The organism is Corynebacterium sp. HMSC05D03 (genome assembly GCF_001807205.1).
GTDB lineage: Bacteria > Actinomycetota > Actinomycetes > Mycobacteriales > Mycobacteriaceae > Corynebacterium > Corynebacterium aurimucosum.
In genome coordinates this window covers 1-21,096 of record NZ_KV788196.1, presented here as the reverse complement: position 1 = coordinate 21,096, position 21,096 = coordinate 1, and the positions used below count along the sequence as shown (strand labels likewise).

The 21,096-nt window shown below is 60.6% G+C and carries 15 protein-coding genes; 13 read left to right on the top strand and 2 right to left on the bottom strand.

Annotation, left to right across the window (positions count from 1 at the left end; all coding sequences use genetic code 11):
* Positions 1 to 15 precede the first annotated feature (15 nt).
* Positions 16 to 1,215, bottom strand: coding sequence for an FAD-binding oxidoreductase (locus HMPREF3147_RS12140; RefSeq protein WP_070448068.1), 1,200 nt, complete (start codon positions 1,213 to 1,215; stop codon positions 16 to 18).
* Positions 1,216 to 1,383: 168 nt separating this feature from the next.
* On the opposite strand from HMPREF3147_RS12140, the gene HMPREF3147_RS12135 reads away from it, so the two are divergent.
* The 10 genes from HMPREF3147_RS12135 (at position 1,384) to HMPREF3147_RS12090 (ending at position 14,636) form a co-directional block, all read left to right on the top strand.
* Positions 1,384 to 2,754: a sodium/glutamate symporter gene (locus HMPREF3147_RS12135; protein WP_070448066.1), complete on the top strand. Its 1,371-nt coding sequence runs from the start codon at positions 1,384 to 1,386 to the stop codon at positions 2,752 to 2,754.
* Between the two features lie 205 nt (positions 2,755 to 2,959).
* Positions 2,960 to 4,363 carry a TetR/AcrR family transcriptional regulator gene (locus HMPREF3147_RS12130; protein WP_070448064.1) on the top strand — a complete coding sequence of 468 codons (1,404 nt, stop codon included), beginning with the start codon at positions 2,960 to 2,962 and terminating at the stop codon, positions 4,361 to 4,363.
* 260 nt (positions 4,364 to 4,623) lie between these two features.
* Positions 4,624 to 7,185 (top strand): ATP-dependent chaperone ClpB, encoded by a 2,562-nt coding sequence (gene clpB / locus HMPREF3147_RS12125; RefSeq protein ID WP_070448062.1) that lies wholly within the window; start codon positions 4,624 to 4,626, stop codon positions 7,183 to 7,185.
* Between the two features lie 85 nt (positions 7,186 to 7,270).
* A complete protein-coding gene (locus HMPREF3147_RS12120) occupies positions 7,271 to 8,122 on the top strand; it encodes a sulfurtransferase (RefSeq protein WP_070448060.1) in 852 nt (283 codons plus the stop codon).
* A gap of 64 nt (positions 8,123 to 8,186) precedes the next feature.
* Positions 8,187 to 9,434 (top strand): type III secretion system chaperone family protein, encoded by a 1,248-nt coding sequence (locus tag HMPREF3147_RS12115; RefSeq protein WP_070448057.1) that lies wholly within the window; start codon positions 8,187 to 8,189, stop codon positions 9,432 to 9,434.
* A 148-nt stretch (positions 9,435 to 9,582) separates the two neighbouring features.
* On the top strand, positions 9,583 to 10,128 hold the full coding sequence (pyrE, locus tag HMPREF3147_RS12110) for an orotate phosphoribosyltransferase (RefSeq protein ID WP_010188690.1): 546 nt from the start codon (positions 9,583 to 9,585) through the stop codon (positions 10,126 to 10,128).
* Positions 10,115 to 10,795 carry a TrmH family RNA methyltransferase gene (locus HMPREF3147_RS12105; protein WP_371325751.1) on the top strand — a complete coding sequence of 227 codons (681 nt, stop codon included), beginning with the start codon at positions 10,115 to 10,117 and terminating at the stop codon, positions 10,793 to 10,795. Before pyrE ends, HMPREF3147_RS12105 begins: the two co-directional genes overlap by 14 nt.
* A 63-nt stretch (positions 10,796 to 10,858) precedes the next feature.
* Positions 10,859 to 12,058 carry a glycoside hydrolase family 76 protein gene (locus HMPREF3147_RS12100; RefSeq protein WP_010188694.1) on the top strand — a complete coding sequence of 400 codons (1,200 nt, stop codon included), beginning with the start codon at positions 10,859 to 10,861 and terminating at the stop codon, positions 12,056 to 12,058.
* 182 nt (positions 12,059 to 12,240) lie between these two features.
* The gene (gene fbaA / locus HMPREF3147_RS12095) at positions 12,241 to 13,275 is read left to right on the top strand and encodes a class II fructose-bisphosphate aldolase (protein ID WP_010188696.1); all 1,035 of its coding nucleotides are present in this window, start codon (positions 12,241 to 12,243) and stop codon (positions 13,273 to 13,275) included.
* Between the two features lie 140 nt (positions 13,276 to 13,415).
* The gene (locus HMPREF3147_RS12090; protein WP_070448053.1) at positions 13,416 to 14,636 is read left to right on the top strand and encodes an FUSC family protein; all 1,221 of its coding nucleotides are present in this window, start codon (positions 13,416 to 13,418) and stop codon (positions 14,634 to 14,636) included.
* A gap of 28 nt (positions 14,637 to 14,664) precedes the next feature.
* Here HMPREF3147_RS12090 and HMPREF3147_RS12085 read toward each other — a convergent pair whose 3' ends face one another.
* The gene (locus tag HMPREF3147_RS12085; protein ID WP_070448051.1) at positions 14,665 to 15,585 is read right to left on the bottom strand and encodes a hypothetical protein; all 921 of its coding nucleotides are present in this window, start codon (positions 15,583 to 15,585) and stop codon (positions 14,665 to 14,667) included.
* 189 nt (positions 15,586 to 15,774) lie between these two features.
* Here HMPREF3147_RS12085 and HMPREF3147_RS12080 point away from each other — a divergent pair, with 189 nt between their 5' ends.
* From HMPREF3147_RS12080 to HMPREF3147_RS12070, 3 genes are all read left to right on the top strand, one after another.
* A complete protein-coding gene (locus HMPREF3147_RS12080) occupies positions 15,775 to 16,866 on the top strand; it encodes a hypothetical protein (RefSeq protein ID WP_070448049.1) in 1,092 nt (363 codons plus the stop codon).
* A gap of 149 nt (positions 16,867 to 17,015) precedes the next feature.
* Entirely contained in the window at positions 17,016 to 18,308 is a 1,293-nt protein-coding gene (locus HMPREF3147_RS12075; RefSeq protein WP_070448047.1) for an adenylosuccinate synthase, read from the top strand.
* Between the two features lie 607 nt (positions 18,309 to 18,915).
* On the top strand, positions 18,916 to 21,096 hold a 2,181-nt coding region (locus tag HMPREF3147_RS12070), incomplete at its 3' end, for a Rib/alpha-like domain-containing protein (RefSeq protein ID WP_210384604.1).

The window sequence follows — 21,096 nt, the reverse complement described above, 5'->3', positions numbered from 1 at the left end:
AGGCGCTCAGCGCGCCTAGGCCCACTGGGATTTCTTCCACGCCGCCCAGGCTTCCCAGTCATCGCCCCAGCCGTCGAGCTCCGCGGCGGAGGCCGCCCACTCGTGGCCACGCTGCCAGCTATCCATGGTGATAGCCTTTTCCGCGACGCCACCCGCGAGCAAGGCCGCGCGCGCTAATTCCACGCGGTCGGCCGGACCGATGAGTACAAAGCGGCGGTCAGTCCCTTCGGCGAGCACCGGTTCCATCGGCTCCTTGGCCACCACAGGCTTAAACCCGTGGGCAGCCGGCTGCGCCCCCAGCAACCACGGGTCCTGTCCCTCCCGCACGATGTGGCGCAGCTTCAGCTCCGGAAGCAAGGCCTGCAGGTTAGCCTGAAATTCCGTGTCATAGTGCTCGCCCGGCGAAGGTGCTACAGCATAGACCTGGAGACCGGAGGGGAGGGTGTTCTCTAGGGCGTCGAGAAGCAGCGCCCGGGCACCCGCCCATCCCGTACCGAAGGAAATGAGGGTGGTTCCGGAATCGAGTTGCGGCGGCTCACCGGCGGGCATGCCCAACGTCCACCAATCACCCGGCTGCGCCTTGGCCAGCATGGAGGAAGCCTCACCGGCCAGCGCGAGGTGGAATATCAGTTGCCCGGAATCACCAGCAGGCGCTGCCGGGGTCAACGGACGCCAGGTTCCCGGCGTGAGCTGCGAGGTCACCGGCACGTGCTGGCCCGCGCGGTAGTCCAGCGCCATACCGGACTCCAACCGGACCACAGCGGTGTTCCGGTTGGGCTTTTCCACCGCCACCACCTGGGCGCTATGAGCGGGAGGAAGACCGGCGACATCCGCCTCCTCGGCGGCGGTGCGCATGATGGAGCACACCTGGGAAATGGTGCGCGTGGCGACGTCATGCTGGTACGGCGTGAGCCCCAGAACTCCCAGCCCGTGAACAAGTGATGCCTCAAATTTCGGATAGACCTCAGGCGGGAAACCGAGGCGGCGATGATCACGGCCCATGCGTACCAGGCGCTGGGCCACGTCCCCCTGTACCTCATCGCCCTCCACATTCTCCAGCACCCACGCCAGCGCCGGGGCCATGGAGGGGTGCGTGTCTTTCATCGACAGAGCAAAGACCTGGCGGGACTCGGCCACGGTGGCGAAAAAGTGCCCGTGTACTGCGTCGCGATAGTCTTCCGCGTGCTTGCGTAGGTGCTCACCCAGTTCCCTCATGCCCGCCCATCCTAGCCCCTGGGGGTAGAGCCACATCACCCTCGGGTTATATGCCAGGGGTGGAAAAGCGGGAAGGGGGTTGTAGTGTAATCAACGGTTCATTTCCCGAAAGAGGGTGAGTCTCGTCTCAAGGACGCCGCCGAGTGCGGCATGGAAGGAAGTTTTCGCATGGAAGAATTCTCTGCGTTCACAATCATGACCGACGTGGGCTGGATTTCTTTGCTCATGGTTATCGGCAACGTTCTGCGCCACCAGATCAAGTTCGTGTTCCAGGACTTGCTCTTGCCTGCCCCCATCACGGCAGGCTTACTCGGCTTGCTCTTAGGCCCTAATGTCTTGGGTTGGATCGGTTTCTCCGACAACCTCGGCGATTACACCTCACTGCTCATCGCTGTGGTCTTCGCCTCCATGGCCTTCTCCATGGAGATGGGCGGCAATATGGGCAAGGGTGCCCGCAACATGTGGGGCTATTCCACCATGATGTTCACCGGCCAGTGGGGCCTGTTCATCGTTTTGGGTCTTCTCCTGTTCAAGCCAACCTTTGATACCCCAGACTGGTTCGGCATGATGCTGCCCGTTGGCTTCACGGGTGGCTTCGGTACCGCGGCGGCTGTCGGTAGTGCCTTGGAAGGTGTGGGTGCTGAGGCGGCGTCCTCCTTGGGCTTTACCTCCGCCACCGTGGGTACGCTGGCCGCCATCATTGGCGGTATCGTCGCCGGTAACTGGGGCATCCGTAAGGGCAAGGTTTCGTACGTGCCGAAGAAGCTTCCGGAGGAACTGCGCCGCGGCTACATCTCGCGCCTGGAGGATCGTCCTTCCCTGGGCCGTGCCACGACGAACCCCTCTGCCATCGAGCCCATCACCCTGCACGTTGGCTTTATTGCTTTGACCGTGATGACCGCTTATGGCATCAACAAGGGAATCTCCTCCATCTGGGAGAATGTTTCTATCCCGCTGTTCGCCATGTCCATGGTGGTGGGCCTGCTCTTCCGTGCGGTGATGAACATGGTGGGCGCCAAGGACTACCTGGATAAGGACACGGTGAGCTCGGTGTCCGGTGCGGCAACCGACTACCTCATTGCCTTCGGCGTGGCGGCCATCGTCCCGGCTGCCGTCGCGGCCTACTGGAAGGCTCTTCTCCTGCTCTTCGTTCTGGGCACCATCTACTGCATCTTCTTCCTCATGTGGTTTCCTGCCGAGTTCTTCGGCGAGCGCTGGATTGAGCGCGGCATCTTTGGCTGGGGCTGGGCCACGGCTACCGTGGCCACCGGTATTGCGGTCCTCAAGATCGTCGATCCGAAGCTCAAGTCCGGCACCCTGTCGGAGTACGGCATGGCCTACATTGGCTTCGGACCCTTTGAGATTTCTTGGACCATCATCGCGCCGCTGGCCGTTATGTACGGCTTTACCGCCGGCTTCGGCTGGAGCTCCCTGGGCATCGCGGTGGTCATTTACCTCGTCTTCAAGTTCACGGGAATGATGCCGCCGCGCGGCACCATCTTCAAGGAAGGCATCGGACACGTCGGCTCAGAGAAGTAGACGCTGACCTTTCCCGCGTGAAACCCCCAGGCCACGGCCTGGGGTTTCTTCGTTCACAGGGTGGCCCGCATTACGGGAGTCAGTGCCTAGTGAACACATTGCTCTTTAACCAAGAATGGGGATAAAATTCAGGAAGTTGTTAGCGTGGCGCTCTCCCATTCTTTCTTTTTATTCTTTCGTCGGCAGCGCAATCTTAGGAATCCATATGCATATTCTTTATGAAGGCTCACCTCGTGAGGTCATCCTCGAGTCTGCGCTTCATATCGGAGCAGCCGAGGGCGATGAGGCTATTACCGTGGAATCCGTGGCCAAGCAGGCGGAGCTTCCCGTCGCTGAGGTACGCGCGGAATTTCCTGATCGCGAGGCAATCGTGCACGCGCTTCCTGATTACGTAACTGAGCGGAAAGTTAAGTTCCTCGAGGAAACGCTCGACGCTGCTCCTGGTTACGCCGATCTTTTTACTAAGCTGACCACTTTTACTGAGGCCTACTACGAGTACGCCGAACGTGAGCCGGAGCTGTTCCGCTACCTCTTTGAGAAGAAGGCCTATGTCTCCGAGGATGAATGGCGTGCTCTTTTGCAGGGAAACTTATCCCACAATCGCACCTTGGACCTGATCTATGAAAACATCTCGCTCATCGCGGCCGAGGAGAAGCTTAAGGTAGGAAGCGATGTGTGCTTTCAAACGGTGGCGCGGCTGAGCGCGGCCACCTTGGCTACCGTCCACGGTATGGCGCACCTGAGTGTTTTGGGTGTGCTGCGGCACCAGCACTCGGTGGTGCGACGCTTCAACCTCCGTGAAGTATGTAAAGCACTCATTGGAACCCTGTTCAAGGCTGCAGAGTTCTTGGAGATGCCGGATCTGCGTAGTCCGATGCAGGAGTACCGCGCGTTGCTCGCCGGGTTTGTTCCGGACCGCGATATTGCGTTGGACATCTCCGCGATTGAGGACTTGCAGGAACTTTCCACAGAGCGGGCACGCATGGCTGTTAAGGAACGTGCCATCCAGCTGGCAGCGTGGGAAGGGCTGCAGTACGTGACCATTGAGAACGTGGCCGAGTATTTCGGTGTCTCCGATGTTGTCGTTGCTTCGCTGGTGGACAATGACTTCGTGTTGCGTGAATCCGTTGAGCGGGAAACCGACCGCGAGCTTGAAGCCCACAGTCTCTACCTGCTGGAGCGGCTGCCGGAGGGTGCATCGGCCGTCGACAAGCTCCTGTGCGTTGCGGTGGCCTATTTCCACTATGCGGTGACCTTCCCCGAACGCTATAGCGCCTGCATTGCTGCTGCCTCCGGCTCCGTGGTGCCGTTGAGTGAGGACGGTGAGGAGCAAACCCAGATGGGTGAGTCCTTCGCGCTGCTGATGCAGTTTGCCCGTGAGGCGCTGCGAGAGGCCGGCTATGCGCCGGAGGACCGCTTGGTCTACATCAAGAACCTCACCCTGTGGGCTGGCGCTGACGGCATGTGCCACTTGGCGTCGATGGGTGAGTTTCGAGATATCGACCTCGAACAGAAGTGGTCCCTCTATTACTTTGTCACGGCCGTGGTTCTCGCTTCCTTTTCCTACGACCTTCCAGAGGAGCAACCACAAGCCTCTCAGTCGGCTTAAGCATTTACCGCACCGGTCCCTCCGCACCGTTGCACCCAGCAGGGCGGTGGGGCTGGTTTTCTTATGCCTATGGCCTGCCAAGCGGGCAGAAGAAAAACTTGAGTGAAGCCCTATCAACCCGGTCGGGGGTGGTTGGTTTAAAAAACTTCTAGTTGAGTGGAACAGACTCAAGTTCTGTAGCGTTATAGACAGTGAAGCTTCCTTCCCTGCTGTAGCCGCAGGGAAGTTTGAATAAACAGTAGAAACGGAGAAACACAACAATGAGTTCTTTTAACCCCACCACTAAAACTCAGGAGGCCCTGCAGCAAGCACTGCAGACGGCTTCCGCCAACGGTAACCCGGACATCCGCCCGGCGCACCTCTTAGCAGCCATCCTTGAGCAGAAGGACGGCATTGCCGCCCCAGTGCTCAAGGCCACCGGTGTGGATCCGGAGACGGTGCTCAAGGAGGCACGCCAGCTTATCGGCGCCCTCCCGAAGGCCGAGGGCGCCAACATGGCGAACCCGAACTTTAACCGCGACGCCCTCAACGTCCTCACCCGCGCCCAGGAGCTGGCCTGCGAGCTTGGTGATGAGTACGTCTCCACCGAGGTTTTGCTTGCAGCTATTGCGGGCTCGAAGACGGATGCCGCCGAGCTGCTGACCTCCCGGGGTGCCACTTACGACGCGCTCAAGGGCGCTTTCCCCTCCGTGCGTGGCGCAGCCAAGGTGACTTCGGAGAACCCGGAAGAACAGTTCCAGGCTCTGGAGAAGTACGCCACGGACCTCACCGCCCGTGCCCGCGAAGGCAAGATTGACCCGGTCATCGGCCGTGATCAGGAGATCCGCCGCGTGGTCCAGGTTCTTAGCCGCCGCACGAAGAATAACCCGGTGCTCATCGGTGAGCCCGGCGTGGGTAAGACCGCCATCGTGGAGGGCCTGGCCCGCCGCATCGTGGCGGGTGACGTACCGGAATCCCTCAAGGGCAAGACGCTGCTGAGCCTGGATCTCGGTTCCATGGTCGCCGGCGCGAAGTACCGCGGTGAGTTCGAGGAGCGCCTCAAGGCCGTGCTCGATGAGATCAAGGCTTCCGATGGACAGATCATCACCTTCATCGATGAGCTGCACACCATCGTGGGCGCCGGTGCCACCGGTGAGGGTTCCATGGATGCCGGCAACATGATTAAGCCCATGCTGGCCCGCGGCGAGCTGCGCCTGGTCGGTGCCACCACCCTCGATGAATACCGCAAGTACATCGAGAAGGACGCCGCCCTGGAGCGCCGCTTCCAGCAGGTCTACGCCGCTGAGCCCTCCGTGGAGGACACCATCGGTATCCTCCGTGGCCTCAAGGAGCGCTACGAGGTGCACCACGGTGTGCGTATCCAGGACTCGGCCTTGGTCTCTGCCGCTGAGCTCTCGCACCGTTACATCACCAACCGCTTCCTGCCGGATAAGGCCATCGACTTGGTCGATGAGGCAGGCTCTCGCCTGCGCATGGAGATTGACTCCTCCCCGCAGGAGATTGATGAGCTGGAGCGCATCGTGCGCCGCCTCGAGATTGAGGAGCTGGCTCTGAAGAAGGAATCGGACGCCGCCTCGAAGGACCGCCTGACTGCCCTTCAGCAGGAGCTGGCGGATGAGCGCGAGAAGCTCGGTGAACTCAAGGCCCGCTGGGCCAATGAGAAGAAGGCCATCGATGATGTGCAGACCATCAAGGAACAGCTGGAGGACCTGCGCCGCCAGGCCGAGATTGCGGAGCGCGATGGTGACCTAGCACTGGCCTCCGAGATCAACTACGGCAAGATGCCGCCGCTGGAGAAGGACCTGGCTGCCGCCGAGGAGAAGGCTCAGCAGCAGCACAACACCATGCTCAGCGAGGAGGTCACTCCGGATACCATCGCGGAGGTTGTCTCCGCCTGGACCGGCATCCCAGCCGGCAAGATGCTGCAGGGAGAGACCGAGAAGCTGCTCAACATGGAATCCGTGCTGGGACAGCGCGTGGTGGGCCAGAAGGAGGCCGTCACCGCGGTCTCTGATGCCGTGCGCCGCGCGCGTGCCGGTGTGGCTGACCCGAATCGCCCGACCGGTTCCTTCCTCTTCCTAGGCCCGACCGGCGTGGGTAAGACGGAGCTGGCGAAGGCTCTGGCGGACTTCCTCTTTGACGATGAATCCGCCATGGTTCGCATCGATATGTCCGAGTTCGGTGAGAAACACTCCGTCGCCCGCCTCGTCGGTGCCCCTCCGGGATACGTGGGCTATGACGCCGGTGGCCAGCTCACGGAGGCGGTGCGTCGCCGCCCCTACACGCTGGTGCTTTTCGACGAAGTTGAGAAGGCCCACCCGGATGTCTTTGACGTGCTGCTCCAGGTTCTCGATGAAGGCCGTCTGACCGATGGCCAGGGCCGCACCGTGGACTTCCGTAACGCGGTCATCATCCTGACCTCGAACCTGGGTGCCGGCGGCACCAAGGAGGAGGTCATGGAGGCAGTCAAGCGCAGCTTCAAACCGGAGTTCATCAACCGTCTTGATGATGTGGTGATGTTTGAGCCGCTGACCTCGGATCTGCTCTCCGGCATCGTGGACATCCAGCTCAAGGGCTTGGCCGAGCGCCTGTCCGGCCGCCGCCTGACGCTGCAGGTCTCCGACGCGGCCAAGCTGTGGCTGGCGGAGCGCGGTTATGACCCGGCCTATGGTGCCCGCCCGTTGCGCCGCCTGATTCAGCAGGCCATCGGCGACCAGCTGGCCAAGAAGTTGCTGGCCGGTGACATCGTGGACGGCGATACCGTGCACGTGGACGTTGCCGACGGTGGCGAGCGCCTCGAGCTGGCCGCCCGCACCGCCTAAACCGCCGACTAACCGGTGAGCACGATTAGTACTTACCGCGCTCACCGGTCGCCACCAACCGCTCATGCCCCTATGATCTGGGGGCATGAGCATTTTGATCTCCCCTCACGAGTTGAGTGAGAAGATTTACCGCGGTGATAAGACAACCATCCTCGCCTCCCTCTGGGCACCAGGGGAAGGCGAGGCCTTCAATCAGTTTTCCTCCCTCCACATTCCAACCGCCCAGTACGCTGACGCCGCCTCAGCCTTCGTGGGCCTGCCCGGCTCCAAGGAGGGACGCAACCCACTCCCGCAGACCGAGAAGATTCAAGAGTGGATCGACCTCTGGGGTCTAGAGGAGGACAGCGAAGTCGTTGTCTACGACGAAGGCCGCGGACTCTTCGCTGGCCGTGCGTGGTGGACGCTGCGCTGGGCGGGCATCCACAACGTCCGCATCCTCGACGGCGGCCTGTCAAACTGGCGTGCCCAGTCCCTGCCCACCCTTACCGGCCCGGGTAACTTGGGCATGCCCTCGGACTTTGAAGTGACCACGGGGTCGATGCCCACGGCCACCATCGACGAGGTCAAGGAGCATAAGGGCCTGCTTCTCGACGTTCGCACGCGCAACCGCTTCGCCGGCCGCCGCGAGAACCTCGACTTGAAGGCCGGCCACATCCCGGGTGCAGTCAACCTTCCGGAGCGCCTCTTTCACACGCAGGACGTCACCGTGTGGAAGTCCAAGGAAGAAATCCTCGAAATCCTTGAGCAGCACGGCGTGACCAAGGAAAACGTGGACGGCGCCATCATCTACTCCGGCTCCGGTAACCACTCCGCGCTTACCATCGCCGTGCTGGAACACGTGGGCTTTACCGGCTTGCGCCACTTCGTGGGTGGATGGTCGCAGTGGTCAGCCAACCCGAAGAATCCGGTGGAGCGTGGCGACCGCGAGCACGTCTAGAATCCGCGCGTGACCAGCGCGTCAGCGCAGATCGAGCGCGCTGGGCGATTAGAGTCAGGCAGTGATGCCTTTCGTACTCTTATCCCTCGCCGCCGTCGCGCTCGTGGCTGGTCTCATCGTGCTCTGGTTGGATCACCGCCAGCGCGCCGCGCTCTCCGCCGACGAAACCACCACAGCGGCCGATACCGCTGCGCCTGAACTCACCCCTGACTCCCCCTCAGAGCCCGCGCTCGCCGAGGAACCCGCGCTCGCCGAGGAACCTGAGCCTGCTCCAGAGCCCGACATCATTACCGAGCCGGAGCCAGAACCCGTGGCTGAGCCAGACCCCGTGGCTGAGCCGGCAACCGAGCCAACTGCGGATGCCGCTGAAGAACCGGCCGCCGCTGAGCCCAGTGAGGAACCGGCCGCCGAACCGCAGGCTGCCGCACCCAGCTTTGCGGAGCGCGCAGAGCGCGCCAAGTACCTCGTGCCGGGCAGTGCCCGCCGTGAGCGCAAGGCCTTTGGCCAGCAGCGCGGCTGGGAATACCTCAAGCATGATTCCTACCTGGCGGATGAGTGGACCCGCGGCGCTGCCGCCCGCGGCCACGAACCCCGCGACATCGTCGCCGGAACTGTCCGGGGGCACGAGACGCTGCTCTTCGATATGGGTGCTATCCCCGTCATGGCTATGCGCACCGGCGCGGCCTCCGATATCGTGGTGGATTTCCGCCGCGCAGGCGAGGAGATCGAAAACCTCTCCGAGGATCTGTTGTACGTGCGTGAGGAGGAAGGCTTCGAGGTTTTCGCCTCCGATGCTGGCGTGGGCCAGCGCTTCATCGATACCCGAGTGAGTACGGCGTTGAATCATCTACCCGCCGCGGTGACTGCCGTGTGGCTGGAAGGGGAGTGGGTGCTGGCCCAAACTACCCGGCAGGCCCGCAGCGCTGAGTGGGAAGAGCTGCTCGAACCGCTGTCGCTGCTCGCCGATGCTGCTCGCGTTCTTCCACCGCGCTCCGAAGCCGCTCAGGTCCTGCGCGTCGATGAGCTGGACCCCAGCCGCGACATCCCGGAACCTCCGCAGCCGGAACCCACCGGGCCCACGGCGGTTCCGGACCGCGATGATTCCCTCGACGCCCCCACCATCCAGCGCCCCACCGAGCCGGTGGTCATGCCGAGCCGCACCACCAGCGAGGCCCGCGGCACCATTGACCACTCCAGCCTGGGTGCGGATGAAGTCGACGCGATTGCCGATGGCCACGAGCGCCCCACCCACGAAAACAATCAGGCCCGCCTGCCGCGCCGCTTCGATGGCGGCTCCTCCATCTTCGACTAGACCCGCCAGCCTGCCGCCGCGGCGAGGCGCCGCAGCCAGGTGGCACAGCCGAGCACCAGCACTAGTCGCGGGCAACCGTGCGGGAAGAGGGTAAACTACAGAGCGGATTTTTCACGGCCGAACAGCCACAGACTTTAAGGAGCGAGCGATGAGCCTGGATCAGCAGAAGAAGCAACGCCTAGCAGAACTGGTGAAGGAGCTGGCCGTCGTCCACGGCAAGGTCACGCTGTCCTCTGGCAAGGAGGCTGACTACTACGTGGACCTGCGCCGCGCCACCCTGCAACACGAGGCCTCGCGCCTTATCGGCTCGCTGCTGCGTGAGCTCACCGCTGACTGGGATTATGCTGCCGCCGGTGGCCTGACCATGGGCGCGGACCCGGTCGCGCTGTCCATCATGCATGCCGATGGCCGCGATATCGACGCCTTCGTTGTTCGCAAGGAAGCCAAGAAGCACGGCATGCAGCGTCAGATTGAGGGCTTCAACGTCGAGGGCCAGAAGGTGCTCGTTGTCGAGGACACCACCACGACCGGCAACTCGCCGCTGACCGCCGTGAAGGCTCTTCGTAAGGCAGGCGCCGAGGTCGTCGGAGTGGCCACCGTGGTGGACCGCAACACCGATGCCGGCGCAGCCATTGCCGCCGAGGGCCTGGAATACCGCTACCTGCTGGGCCTTGAGGATCTTGACCTTGCCTAAGCCCGAGGAAGAGGCGGCAGCCAAAGGCCCCACCGAGTGGAACGAGGGCCGCCACGGTGTTGGCCCGTGGGAAGGCCCGCTGCCCGAAGGCCCCGAAGCGGAGAAATACGATCCCGAACTGCTCGCGGAGGGGGATCGCCGCAATGTCGTCGATGCCTACCGTTACTGGACACGCGAGGCGATCCGGGAGGATATCGATAAGCGCCGGCATGCGCTGCACATCGCCATCGAGAACTTCGAAAACGATTCCAACATCGGCACCGTGGTGCGCACTGCCAACGCCTTTGCCGTCGACACCGTCCACATTGTGGGACGCCGCCGCTGGAACCGGCGCGGCGCCATGGTCACCGACAGGTACCAGCACCTCATGCACCACGCGGATGTTACTGAGCTGATGGCCTGGGCGGCGGACCAGGAACTGACCGTCGTGGCCATCGATAACACCCCCGGGTGTGTCCCCCTAGAAACCGCTGAGCTGCCTGAGCGCTGTCTGCTCCTCTTCGGACAGGAAGGCCCAGGCGTCAGCCCGGAAGCCCAGGACGCAGCAGTAATGACCTGCTCAATCGCGCAATTTGGTTCTACTCGCTCCATCAACGCGGGCGTGGCCGCAGGCATTGCCATGCATGCATGGATTCGGCAGCACGCCGATTTATCAAAAGCTTGGTGAGATCCCGCGCACTGTGTTTACATCTAGGTAACGAATTCACATTGTGAGAATGATGAGACAAAAGTGTTAGAGAAATGGTCCCACCGCGCCGACCTTGCGGAAACAGCCATCAATGAGCGTCACGCGCAGGCCGTGTGGGGCTTGCCCCGTACCAACCTTGCCGTGGTGAGTTGGCCACCCACCACCAAGGAATCACTCTTTGTGCATTGGCATTATTGGTGGCAGGCGCATTATCTGGACTGTCTTGTTGATGCGGCCCTGCGCAAAAACACCAAAGCCCGCCGCGCGCGCATCGCTGACACCATCCGCGGCATCCATGTGCGCAATCTCCGTGCGCTGACGAAGAACCGCTACTACGACGACAAAGCATGGCTCGCCCTAGCCATCGCCCGGGCCGGTGAGCTCAAGAAGCAGCGCCCCTACAAGAAGTTGGGCACCCTGCAGCACAACATCCGCGATGGCATCGACACCCAGGTCGGCGTGCTGCCCTGGCGCGAAGGCGAGACCTTCCTCAACGTCCCCTCGAACGGGCCGGGCGCCATCATGCTGGCCCGCATGGGGCGCGTGGACGAGGCCCGCCACATCGTGGACTGGATCTACGATCACTTGATTGACGACGATGGCTTCGTCATGGACGGCATCCGCATGCGTATGGATGGGCAGGAGATCGTCCGCAACATCCACCCCTACTGCCAAGGCGTGGTGCTCGGTGCCTGCTTGGAAATCGTGCTGGCGCTGCGGGAGAAGACCGGCCTGCGCTCCGTGGAGGATATCGACTCCGTCCACGAGGCAGAACTCGCCGCGGACATGATGGATTACACCACTCGCATCCGTGGCCTAGTCCAAGCGGTGGCCACGGGCATGGCGACGTACACGGGCGTCATCGACTGGCAGACTGGCGACGGCGACGGCGGCCTCTTCAAGGGCATCCTTGCTCGCTACCTCGCGGACGTGGCGGTCCGCCTGCCGGGCGATTCTCCGGCCAACCGCGCGACGAAGAAGCTGGCCGCTCGCCTCGTGACGGCCTCGGCGGAATCCGTGTGGGAACACCGCCTAGAGGTAGACGGCTTGCCCATCTTCGGTTCCGATTGGACCGCGGATGCGAAGCTTCCCCATAACTACGGTTTCGGCCCCTCGTCATTGAGCCAGAAGATGGGCATTATCCGCGTGGCTGAGCGCGATTTGTCCGTTCAATTGTCCGGTTGGATGTTGTTGGAGGCCTGCACCCGGATTGTGAAGTACAAGTCAGAATCCAAGAAATAGCAGCGTTTCCCCAGGTGGTCGGGGGATTCCTGCCCATGCGGAGCGGTGTTTAAGTGAGGTCACATCGCATCTCGCGGCGGAAAACCACAATAACAGGCATACTTGGGTGTTGGAACGTGTTGTTTCGCTGGTTTGTGAGACGGCACGGCTTACTGCACAGCAACTCCAAAGGATGGAATTTCATGCCTATTGCAACCCCTGAGGTTTATAACCAGATGCTGGATACCGCCAAGAAGGGCGGCTTCGCATTCCCGGCAATCAACTGCACCTCCTCCGAAACCATCAACGCCGCTCTCCGCGGCTTCGCCGAGGCTGAGTCCGACGGCATCATCCAGTTCTCCACCGGCGGCGCGGAGTTCGGTTCCGGCCTGTCCGTGAAGAACAAGGTTGCCGGCGCCAAGGCACTGGCTGCCTTCGCTCACGAGGCTGCTCAGCACTACGGCATTAACGTTGCGCTGCACACTGACCACTGCCAGAAGGAAGTCCTGGATGAGTACGTGCGTCCGCTGATCGCCTTCTCCCAGGAGCGCGTTGACCGCGGCGAGCTGCCGCTCTTCCAGTCCCACATGTGGGATGGCTCCGCTATCCCGATCGATGAGAACCTTGTGATCGCTCAGGAGCTCCTCGAGAAGGCCCACAACGCCAACATCATCCTTGAGGTTGAGATCGGCGTCGTTGGCGGCGAAGAGGACGGCGTTGAGGCCAAGGCCGGCGCGAACCTCTACACCTCTCCGGAGGACTTTGAGAAGACCGTTGATGCCCTCGGTACCGGTGAGAAGGGTCGCTACCTGCTGGCCGCTACCTTCGGCAACGTCCACGGCGTGTACAAGCCGGGCAACGTGAAGCTGCGCCCGGAGGTTCTGGATGAGGGCCAGAAGGTTGCTGTGAAGAAGCTCGGCCTGGAGGAAGGCTCCCAGCCCTTCGACTTCGTCTTCCACGGTGGCTCCGGCTCCGAGAAGGAAAAGATCGAGGAGGCCCTGCGTTACGGCGTCATCAAGATGAACGTTGACACCGATACCCAGTACGCCTTCACCAACCCGGTTGCACGCCACATGTTCGCTAACTACGACGGCGTCTTCAAGATCGACGGCGAGGTGGGCAACAAGAAGGTCTACGACCCGCGCTCCTACCTCAAGAAGGCTGAGCAGGGCATGGCTGACCGCGTGGTTGAGGCCTGCCAGGACCTGCACTCCGTGGGCAAGACCGTTTCTAAGTAAACCCACACCAACTGGATGACGCTGCTGAGCAGCCGCCGGCGCTGAGCGGCGTCATCACATGCCAACAAGCCATCCCTCACCCACGAGGGGTGGCTTTGTTCATCCAAACCCGCCGCCAGAACGCGTAAAATACCGGAGTCATGGAAGCGCAAGAGTCATCGTCGAGTTCGTCAAGTACCGTCAAGCGCGTTCGCAAAACTACCCGCGAGCAGCTGCGGTTGGTGGATAAATCCCTCAAGGCGCGTCTCACGCGTATCCGCAACCGGCTCGTGTTTATGCTTCAGTGCACCCTCGGTGCGGGCTTGGCCTTTTACGTGGCACACGACTTCTTCGGCCACGATCAGCCTTTCTTTGCCCCGATGGCAGTCATTATCATTCTTGGGCTATCCGGCAGCGATCGCCTCAAACGCGCGGTGGACATGTCCATCGGCGGCATCGTGGGGGTTCTGGTGGGCACGCTGCTTGTCGACGCCCTCGGCACCGGCCCCATCCACATGACCATCATCATCGGCCTTGCCCTGGTGATCGGCTCCTTTGTCACGGGCTCGCAGATGGTGAGCAACCAAATCGTCATCGCCGCCATCCTTATCGCCACCATCCTTCCCCCGGAAGAAATGGGCGGCATCTCCCGTGCCATTGACGCCATCATCGGCGCGGTCATTGGCCTCACAATGATCGTGCTGATTCCCTCCTCGCCCTTGCGCGCGGGCCGCTCGGAAGTCTCGAAGGTCTTAGGCATTACCTCCCTGGTCCTTTCCGACGTTGCCAAGGGGCTGGAAGAAAATGATCCCGAAACCATCACTGAGGCCCGCGACGCCGTGCGCGGCACGCAGGATGACATCAACAACATGCTCAACGCCACCAAGGGCGGCGCGGAAACCGCACGTTTGTCGCCCTTCCTGTGGAGCACGCAGCGCACCGTGCGCTCCCTGGAGCGCATCCTCACTCCTGTTGACAACATGGTCCGCGGCACCCGCGTGCTCTCCCGCCGTGCGCTTGTTCTCGCCGAGGACGGTGACCAAGCCACCGCCGAGCAAGTTGAGATCATCGACGAACTTGCTGAAATCACGATGGAGCTCTCTGACCTCTATACCCACCAAACAGCGCATGAGCGCCGCGTGGATGAAGCCCAAGCAATTCCGGAAATAGTCAACCGCTTACGCCAGCTGGGCGCCCGCTGCTCGATGGACATCGCCGGCGAGGAAGCAGTGCTCTCCGCCTATGCCGTACTGGCCCAGACGCGCTCCATCATCGTGGACCTGCTCATGGTGTGCGGCATGTCCCGCGAGTCAGCCGTGGCGCAGCTCGTGCCCACCTCCAAGCACCCGGCCTATCCGCCGGAGGTGTGGGAAGAGAACTAGGGCTAAAACTAAGGCTCAGACGTGCCGTCTAGGGCCGCACTATCTGTAGGTCTCGCAGGTGACGGTAAAACGTCACTCGCTTGACCGGCCGCTTGGCGCGGACTCCATCGACGCTGACGCTTAGCGACGGCCCCCCGGCCTGCACCGCCCTGCCCTGCACGACACTAGCTGGGTCGAGCTGCCCCGGCTGGGCAGGCTTGCGCAGTCGGGCGAAGAGCCCGCGGCGCGGCGCTGCGTCCGCCTCAAAACTCGTTACCGACTTCGCCGCCACGATGCCTGGCGCGTCAGTCATGGGTACTAGCTTTGCCCCGAAGACCTCCTTCTCACGGTCTGCGCGCAGTAGTATGGCATCGTCGACGATAATTTCCCCGGTGATTTCCTCATTCGACCATTCCGCAATCGTTGCCGAACCGGCCACGGCAAGGCCCGCATCATTGCGGATGAGCGGCACCGGCTTGGCCGGGGCGGTCAGGGCAAAGGAGAGCGCCTCTTCGACAACCGCGACCTGGTCGGCGAGACTCTGGTCGGTTTCGTGTGTTTTCAGGCCCCAGTTCATCGCAGCGGTGGAGTACTCGCTGGTGGGGACGAAGCCCACCTCGGCCCACAGGTAATCCGCTCGCATCATGCGGGTCAGTACAGCGCTAAGCGCAGCATCGTTGCCGATCACCACGATGCGCAGCGACTCGTGCAGGAATGGGGCTTGCGGTGCTGGCCCCGGTGCGCCGAGATGGCTCACATCTGGCTGCGCGGCAATCTCATCCAGCGATGGGGTGGGGTCCTCCGGCAGGATTTCCTTGGCCAGTGCATCAATAGCCTTCAGCTCTTGCCGACTGGGAACCTCCGCGACGCAGAAGTGCTCGATACGTATTCCGTGCCGGGCAGTCTCAGTGAGTGCAGTGGTATGAGCGTCGGCGAGGTGGCCGCCGCAGTCTAAAAGCGCACAGATCATACAAGAAGCATAGAAGCGTTGGCAGAGCTTGGCTAAAAAGCTCCTTCAGCGACGTACAAGCAGCGGAGCTTTCCCCGGAAAAGTAGTGCACATCACATTCTGTCAGTAGGCTCCAAGGCAACGCCAAACTTCTTAATACTCAACTCTTCCACTCAATTCTTCTTTGTCTAACAGCTGGAGGTAATCACCATGTCCGCCCGTATGACAACCCTTGCGCTTGTTTCCACCGCTGGTCTCTTGATGAGCTCGTGCAGCTTCATCGGCGGCTCCCTGACAGAACCCGAGGAGCCGGCATTCACCGAGGCCGCCGCTGAGTCGACGACGAGTTCTGCGGCGACTACTTCTTCTAAGGCCACCTCGACGTCCAGCAGTGCATCCTCCTCAAGCGCCAACGCTGACTGCGACGAGAAGCAAGAACTCGAGGACACCAAACTCAGTAAGGTCCTAGAGAATGAAGAAGCCTACGTGAAGGGATCCACTGAGAAATTTGAAGACGTGAGCATCGGTGAGGATGAATATGATCCCTGTAAGTTCCTCAGCTACGTGGTGCTGGAAGGTGAGTTTGATGGGGAGGATGTCAAGGTTCCCGTCTTCTTTTCCAAGGGCGATCTCAGAGACGAGGATGCCCTCTTCATCACGTCCTCTTCTTTAGAGGTGAAGGAGGATGGTGAGGGGTATACCTATGAGTCCAAGACCGAAGGTGACATCGTCGGCGTCGAGGGCAAAGTAAACAAGCGTCCGGGCACCGAAGCCACGTCCATGGAAAATTCCTTCGACGGCGTGAACTCGGACATCTTCTTTATTGACGTCAAGTCAGAGCCCACCGACTCGGCGGATCTAGCCCAGGATGAGGAGGATCTCCGCGGCGAAACGCTCTTCGATATTTCCGCTGATGGCTGGAACTTGGTGTGCGGTATTGATGCGTCTGAAAAATCCATTGACTGTGCACATGGCGATGGCGGAGCCTGGGTCGTCAAAAGCGATAAGACTAACCTGCCGGAAGATATGGAATTCGATGTGGTGAGCCTCCGTCCGCTGGAGGGAGAAACCAGTTTCAACCAGGGCGGTGTCGACAACCTCCCAACTGATGGCAAGAAGATCGAAAGCAACGGTCTCTACCGAATTGGCGTCGATGACATCGAAGCCCAAATTGCCGTTGTTGACGATGGCGTCATTATCAGCACCCCAAACAATTCGAGGTTGATGTTCACCAATGACACTATCTTCATCGAAGAGAAAGACAAGGGCGACGGTGCTAATTCAAACACCGAAACCGCTTAGGAGGGCTTAAAGGAGATTCGAGACGAACCTCTCCCCGGTGTGACGGCGCATCATTTCCTGACGAGCTTGTCACAAACTCAACACTGCACCAATATGGCGGGTAAAGTAGGTGCGTATTTGACTTCAATAAATAGGAAGTGACACCAAACATGGCAGCGATCGTCATCGTCGGCGCCCAGTGGGGCGATGAAGGCAAGGGCAAGGCTACTGACATTCTCGGCGGCAAAGTCGATTACGTAGTGAAGCCCAACGGCGGTAACAATGCCGGCCACACCGTCGTGGTCGGCGGCGAGAAGTACGAGCTGAAGCTCCTTCCCGCCGGCATTCTTTCTGAAAACGCCACCCCGGTCCTGGGTAACGGCGTGGTGATTAACCTGGAGGCCCTTTTCGATGAAATCGATGGTCTCGAAGCCCGCGGCGCTAACGCTTCGCGCCTGAAGATTTCCGCCAACGCGCACCTCGTGGCGCCCTACCACCAGACCTTGGACCGTGTGCAGGAGCGCTTCCTGGGCAAGCGCGCCATCGGCACCACCGGCCGTGGTATTGGCCCGGCCTATGCCGATAAGGTCGCGCGCATCGGCATCCGCGTGCAGGACATCTTTGATGAGTCTATCCTGCGCCAGAAGGTTGAATCCGCCCTGGACATTAAGAACCAGATGCTGGTGAAGATGTACAACCGCAAGGCAATTGATCCGGAGCAGGTAGTGGAGTACTTCCTGAGCTACCGCGACCGCCTGCGCCCGATGGTTATTGAGGCTGAGCTGGAACTGAACCAGGCACTGGATGAAGGCAAGAACGTCCTCATGGAGGGCGGCCAAGCTACCATGCTGGACGTTGACCACGGCACCTACCCGTTCGTGACCTCCTCGAACCCGACTGCTGGCGGCGCCGCTGTGGGCTCCGGCATTGGTCCGACGCGCATTACTACCTCCCTGGGCATCATCAAGGCCTACACCACCCGCGTGGGCGCTGGTCCTTTCCCCACGGAGCTTTTCGATAAGTGGGGCGAGTACCTGCAGACCACCGGCGGCGAAATCGGCGTCAATACCGGCCGCAAGCGCCGCTGCGGCTGGTACGACTCTGTGATCGCCCGCTACGCCACCCGCGTCAACGGCTTCACGGATTACTTCCTGACCAAGCTGGACGTGCTCACCGGCATCGGTGAGATCCCCATCTGCGTGGCCTATGACGTCGACGGCAAGCGCTACGACGAGATGCCGCTGACCCAGTCTGAGTTCCATCACGCCGAGCCCATCTTTGAGACCATGCCGGCCTGGGATGAGGACATTACTAATTGTCAGACGTTTGAGGATCTTCCGCAGAAGGCTCAGGATTACGTCCTGCGCCTGGAGGAGCTCTCCGGCTGCCGCATCTCCTACATCGGTGTAGGCCCCGGCCGTGACCAGACCATCGTGCGCCACGACGTCATGCAAGACCAGTAAGGCGCAGGCCGGTCCAAGATAAACCAACCTAGGAACTGCCTAACGGCGACGGCGTTCCGTAGAAACAGCGCAACAACCACCGCCCCGTTTCTCCCACAGCATCGTGGACACAATTGTCGATATGCACGATGCGGGGAGAGCGGGGCGGTTTGTGTTTCTGTGGCTCCATTTGTGCGCTCAATATGCCCTGCTTGGTGCCCTGCTTGGCGACGCCTCCCGCAATCCCACCTGACACAGCCCTCTATAAAACACCCCCGTTAGGAGTGCATTCCTGGGGCAAATGTTGCCAAAGTGACGACGTGATTTATTTAACAATCCAGCCGCGTGTCGCAGTCGTTCGAAAAGAGCAGGTCAAACATGTGCCTTTTCTGGTCGACGACAGAAAACTCCGTTTATGAAATTTTCAGGATGCCGTACGGTTTCTTTAATTCGTAAACGGGGCTAACATTAGGGGCGAGTTTGTTCATAGACCTTTGGAACCTCTGACCTTCTTCCAAGGTGACTGAAATGAGCTGCTCTCGGTTGCGTAAGCCGGTTTTATCCCTTGCGCGGTCACGTATCCCTAACGTGATCACTCTTTCAAGACTTAAGGAAAGGACTTCTTGCTATGAACAAGAAGGAAATAAAGCGTACTGCTGTACGCCGCCGCGGCACTACTCTTGCTGCCGCTGCGCTCTCTATTGCTATGGTGGGCCCTTTCGTCCACGCAGTAACTCCGGCATCCCCCTTCGCTGCGGTTGCCAATGCACAGGAAAACCAGCCGGATGCTGAGGCTCCGGCAGCTGGTGGTGATAAGGATAAGGCCATCTACTCGCCAGGCCAGGCTGATCAGAAGGGCACCATCTCCGGTTCCGTGAAGGAGATTGTTGAGGCCAAGGTTGGTTTCGGTGATGTCCAGGATTCCGGTAACCCGCTGGAAGGTGTGAAGGTCTACGCCCAGTGGTACGAGGGTGAAAACACTCAGCACTCCTCGCCGGTGTACTACACCGAGTCTGATGCCAACGGTAACTTCACCATCAAGATGGGGCCGTACACCGATGCTCTCGGTAAGACCCGTCACTTTGATGCGGATGCATCTGCCGGCCTGACCACTGGTGATGACCGGGGCAAGCGCGATCAAAAGCGCGAGAAGATCCGTGTCTGGACGGAGCTTCCGGAGAACATGACGGATAAGTACCGTCTGGTGCACCAGCCGGCGGCTGGTATCTTCCCGGGCATCGGCGCAAACACGACGCCGACCACCCAGGGCGATGGCGTATGGGGCGGCCACAAGATCACGGGCATGACCATCCAGTACGCCCAGAAGGACAAACTGCCGCAGCATCTCCCAGAGAATAAATGGGCAGAAAGCACCGGCGCCGGTGGTAACGGTGGTACCTACGCGGGTCGAGCTTTCTGGAACCTTGACGTGCTGCAGGGCGCTAAGAACCATAACACTGTGAGCGCCTTTGGCGGAAAGGACCTTCCTGCACCTGGCATGAAGGTTGTCGGTTCCTACCTCACCGATGACGCGGTGAACAAGATCGAGGCGTACGCGAAGAATAACTTCGCGGGCAAGACGCTGCGCGGCAAGGGCTGGACCCCTGCTGATGAGCAGGGGCTGCAGAAGTGGATCAATGAACAGATTGCTGCTGATCCAGAAGGCTGGATCGCAGAGACCATGACGACCACTACTGGCGCTGACGGCACGTTCGAGCTGCGGTGGAAGGGCCTCTATGGCTATGACCACAAGACGCGTGGATTGGTGCCTGAAGATAAGTTCGGCAAGCTTGCCGGCTCGCATGGCGAAGGCAAGTGGGCTTTACCTTGGAAAGACTCCAAGCACGTCAATATGCATTGGAGCTACGTCAGCATTCTTGGCAAGGACGGTAAGCCGCTGCCGAACAACATTGGTGTGCTGTACCCGTGGTCGCTTGGCCAGTGGGCTGGTCCGGGCTTCGGTAGTGATTTGAAGGCTGGTGCTAACGCGCAGCTCTTCGGTGGTGATGGTGCTTTCATTGGTAACACTACTAGTGGCTACACTGGCTGGAACATCGCGCTTGCTCCGCAGGCCCTGAAGTTCGACGTTGTTGATAAGAACACTACGGACAACTGGGCCAAGCTCGGTGACAAGGTCCAGACCTATACTGCTGGCCTTCCGATCTCGGATGACCTGAACTACTACATTGAGTGGTTTGACAAGGGCGGCAATTCTGTCAAGAAGTGTGATGCTGTCAAGGCTGACTCCGCAACCGAGATCCCGAGCTGTGAGTTCGAGGTTCCGGCGGATGCTCAGACGGGTGATACGTTTACGGCTCGTCTGAAGGTTGCTGACGGCGAGCCAGATCCGAAGAACGATCTGGTTCTCGCATTGGACGCTTTTGCAGTCTCCCGTGACTACCTCGAGTACAAGCCAGTTGATGCGAAGGCCGACGAAAAGGCTACCTCTGAACCGAAGTTCGACAACCCAGAAACCGAGCCTGAGGAAACCAAGCCTGAGAAGGCTAAGTTTGAGCTCGGCAAGCTGCCTGAGGGCGTCAAGGAGGATCAGGTCAAGGTTGACCCGGAGACCGGTGTGGTGACCTTCAAGCCGACCGCTGACCAAGCTGGCAAGGCCTTCAAGTTCCCAGTCATCATGCGTAACGAGGAACTGAAGGTTCCGGTTCTTGATGAGAACGGCGACCCTGTAAAGGACGACGAGGGCAACCCGAAGACCCAGGGCCGCATTGTTGCTCGCGCTGATGCTACCTTCGACGTTGAAGCTGCAAAGACCTCGGTTGATGATTCCGATGTGAAGACTGTTGATCCG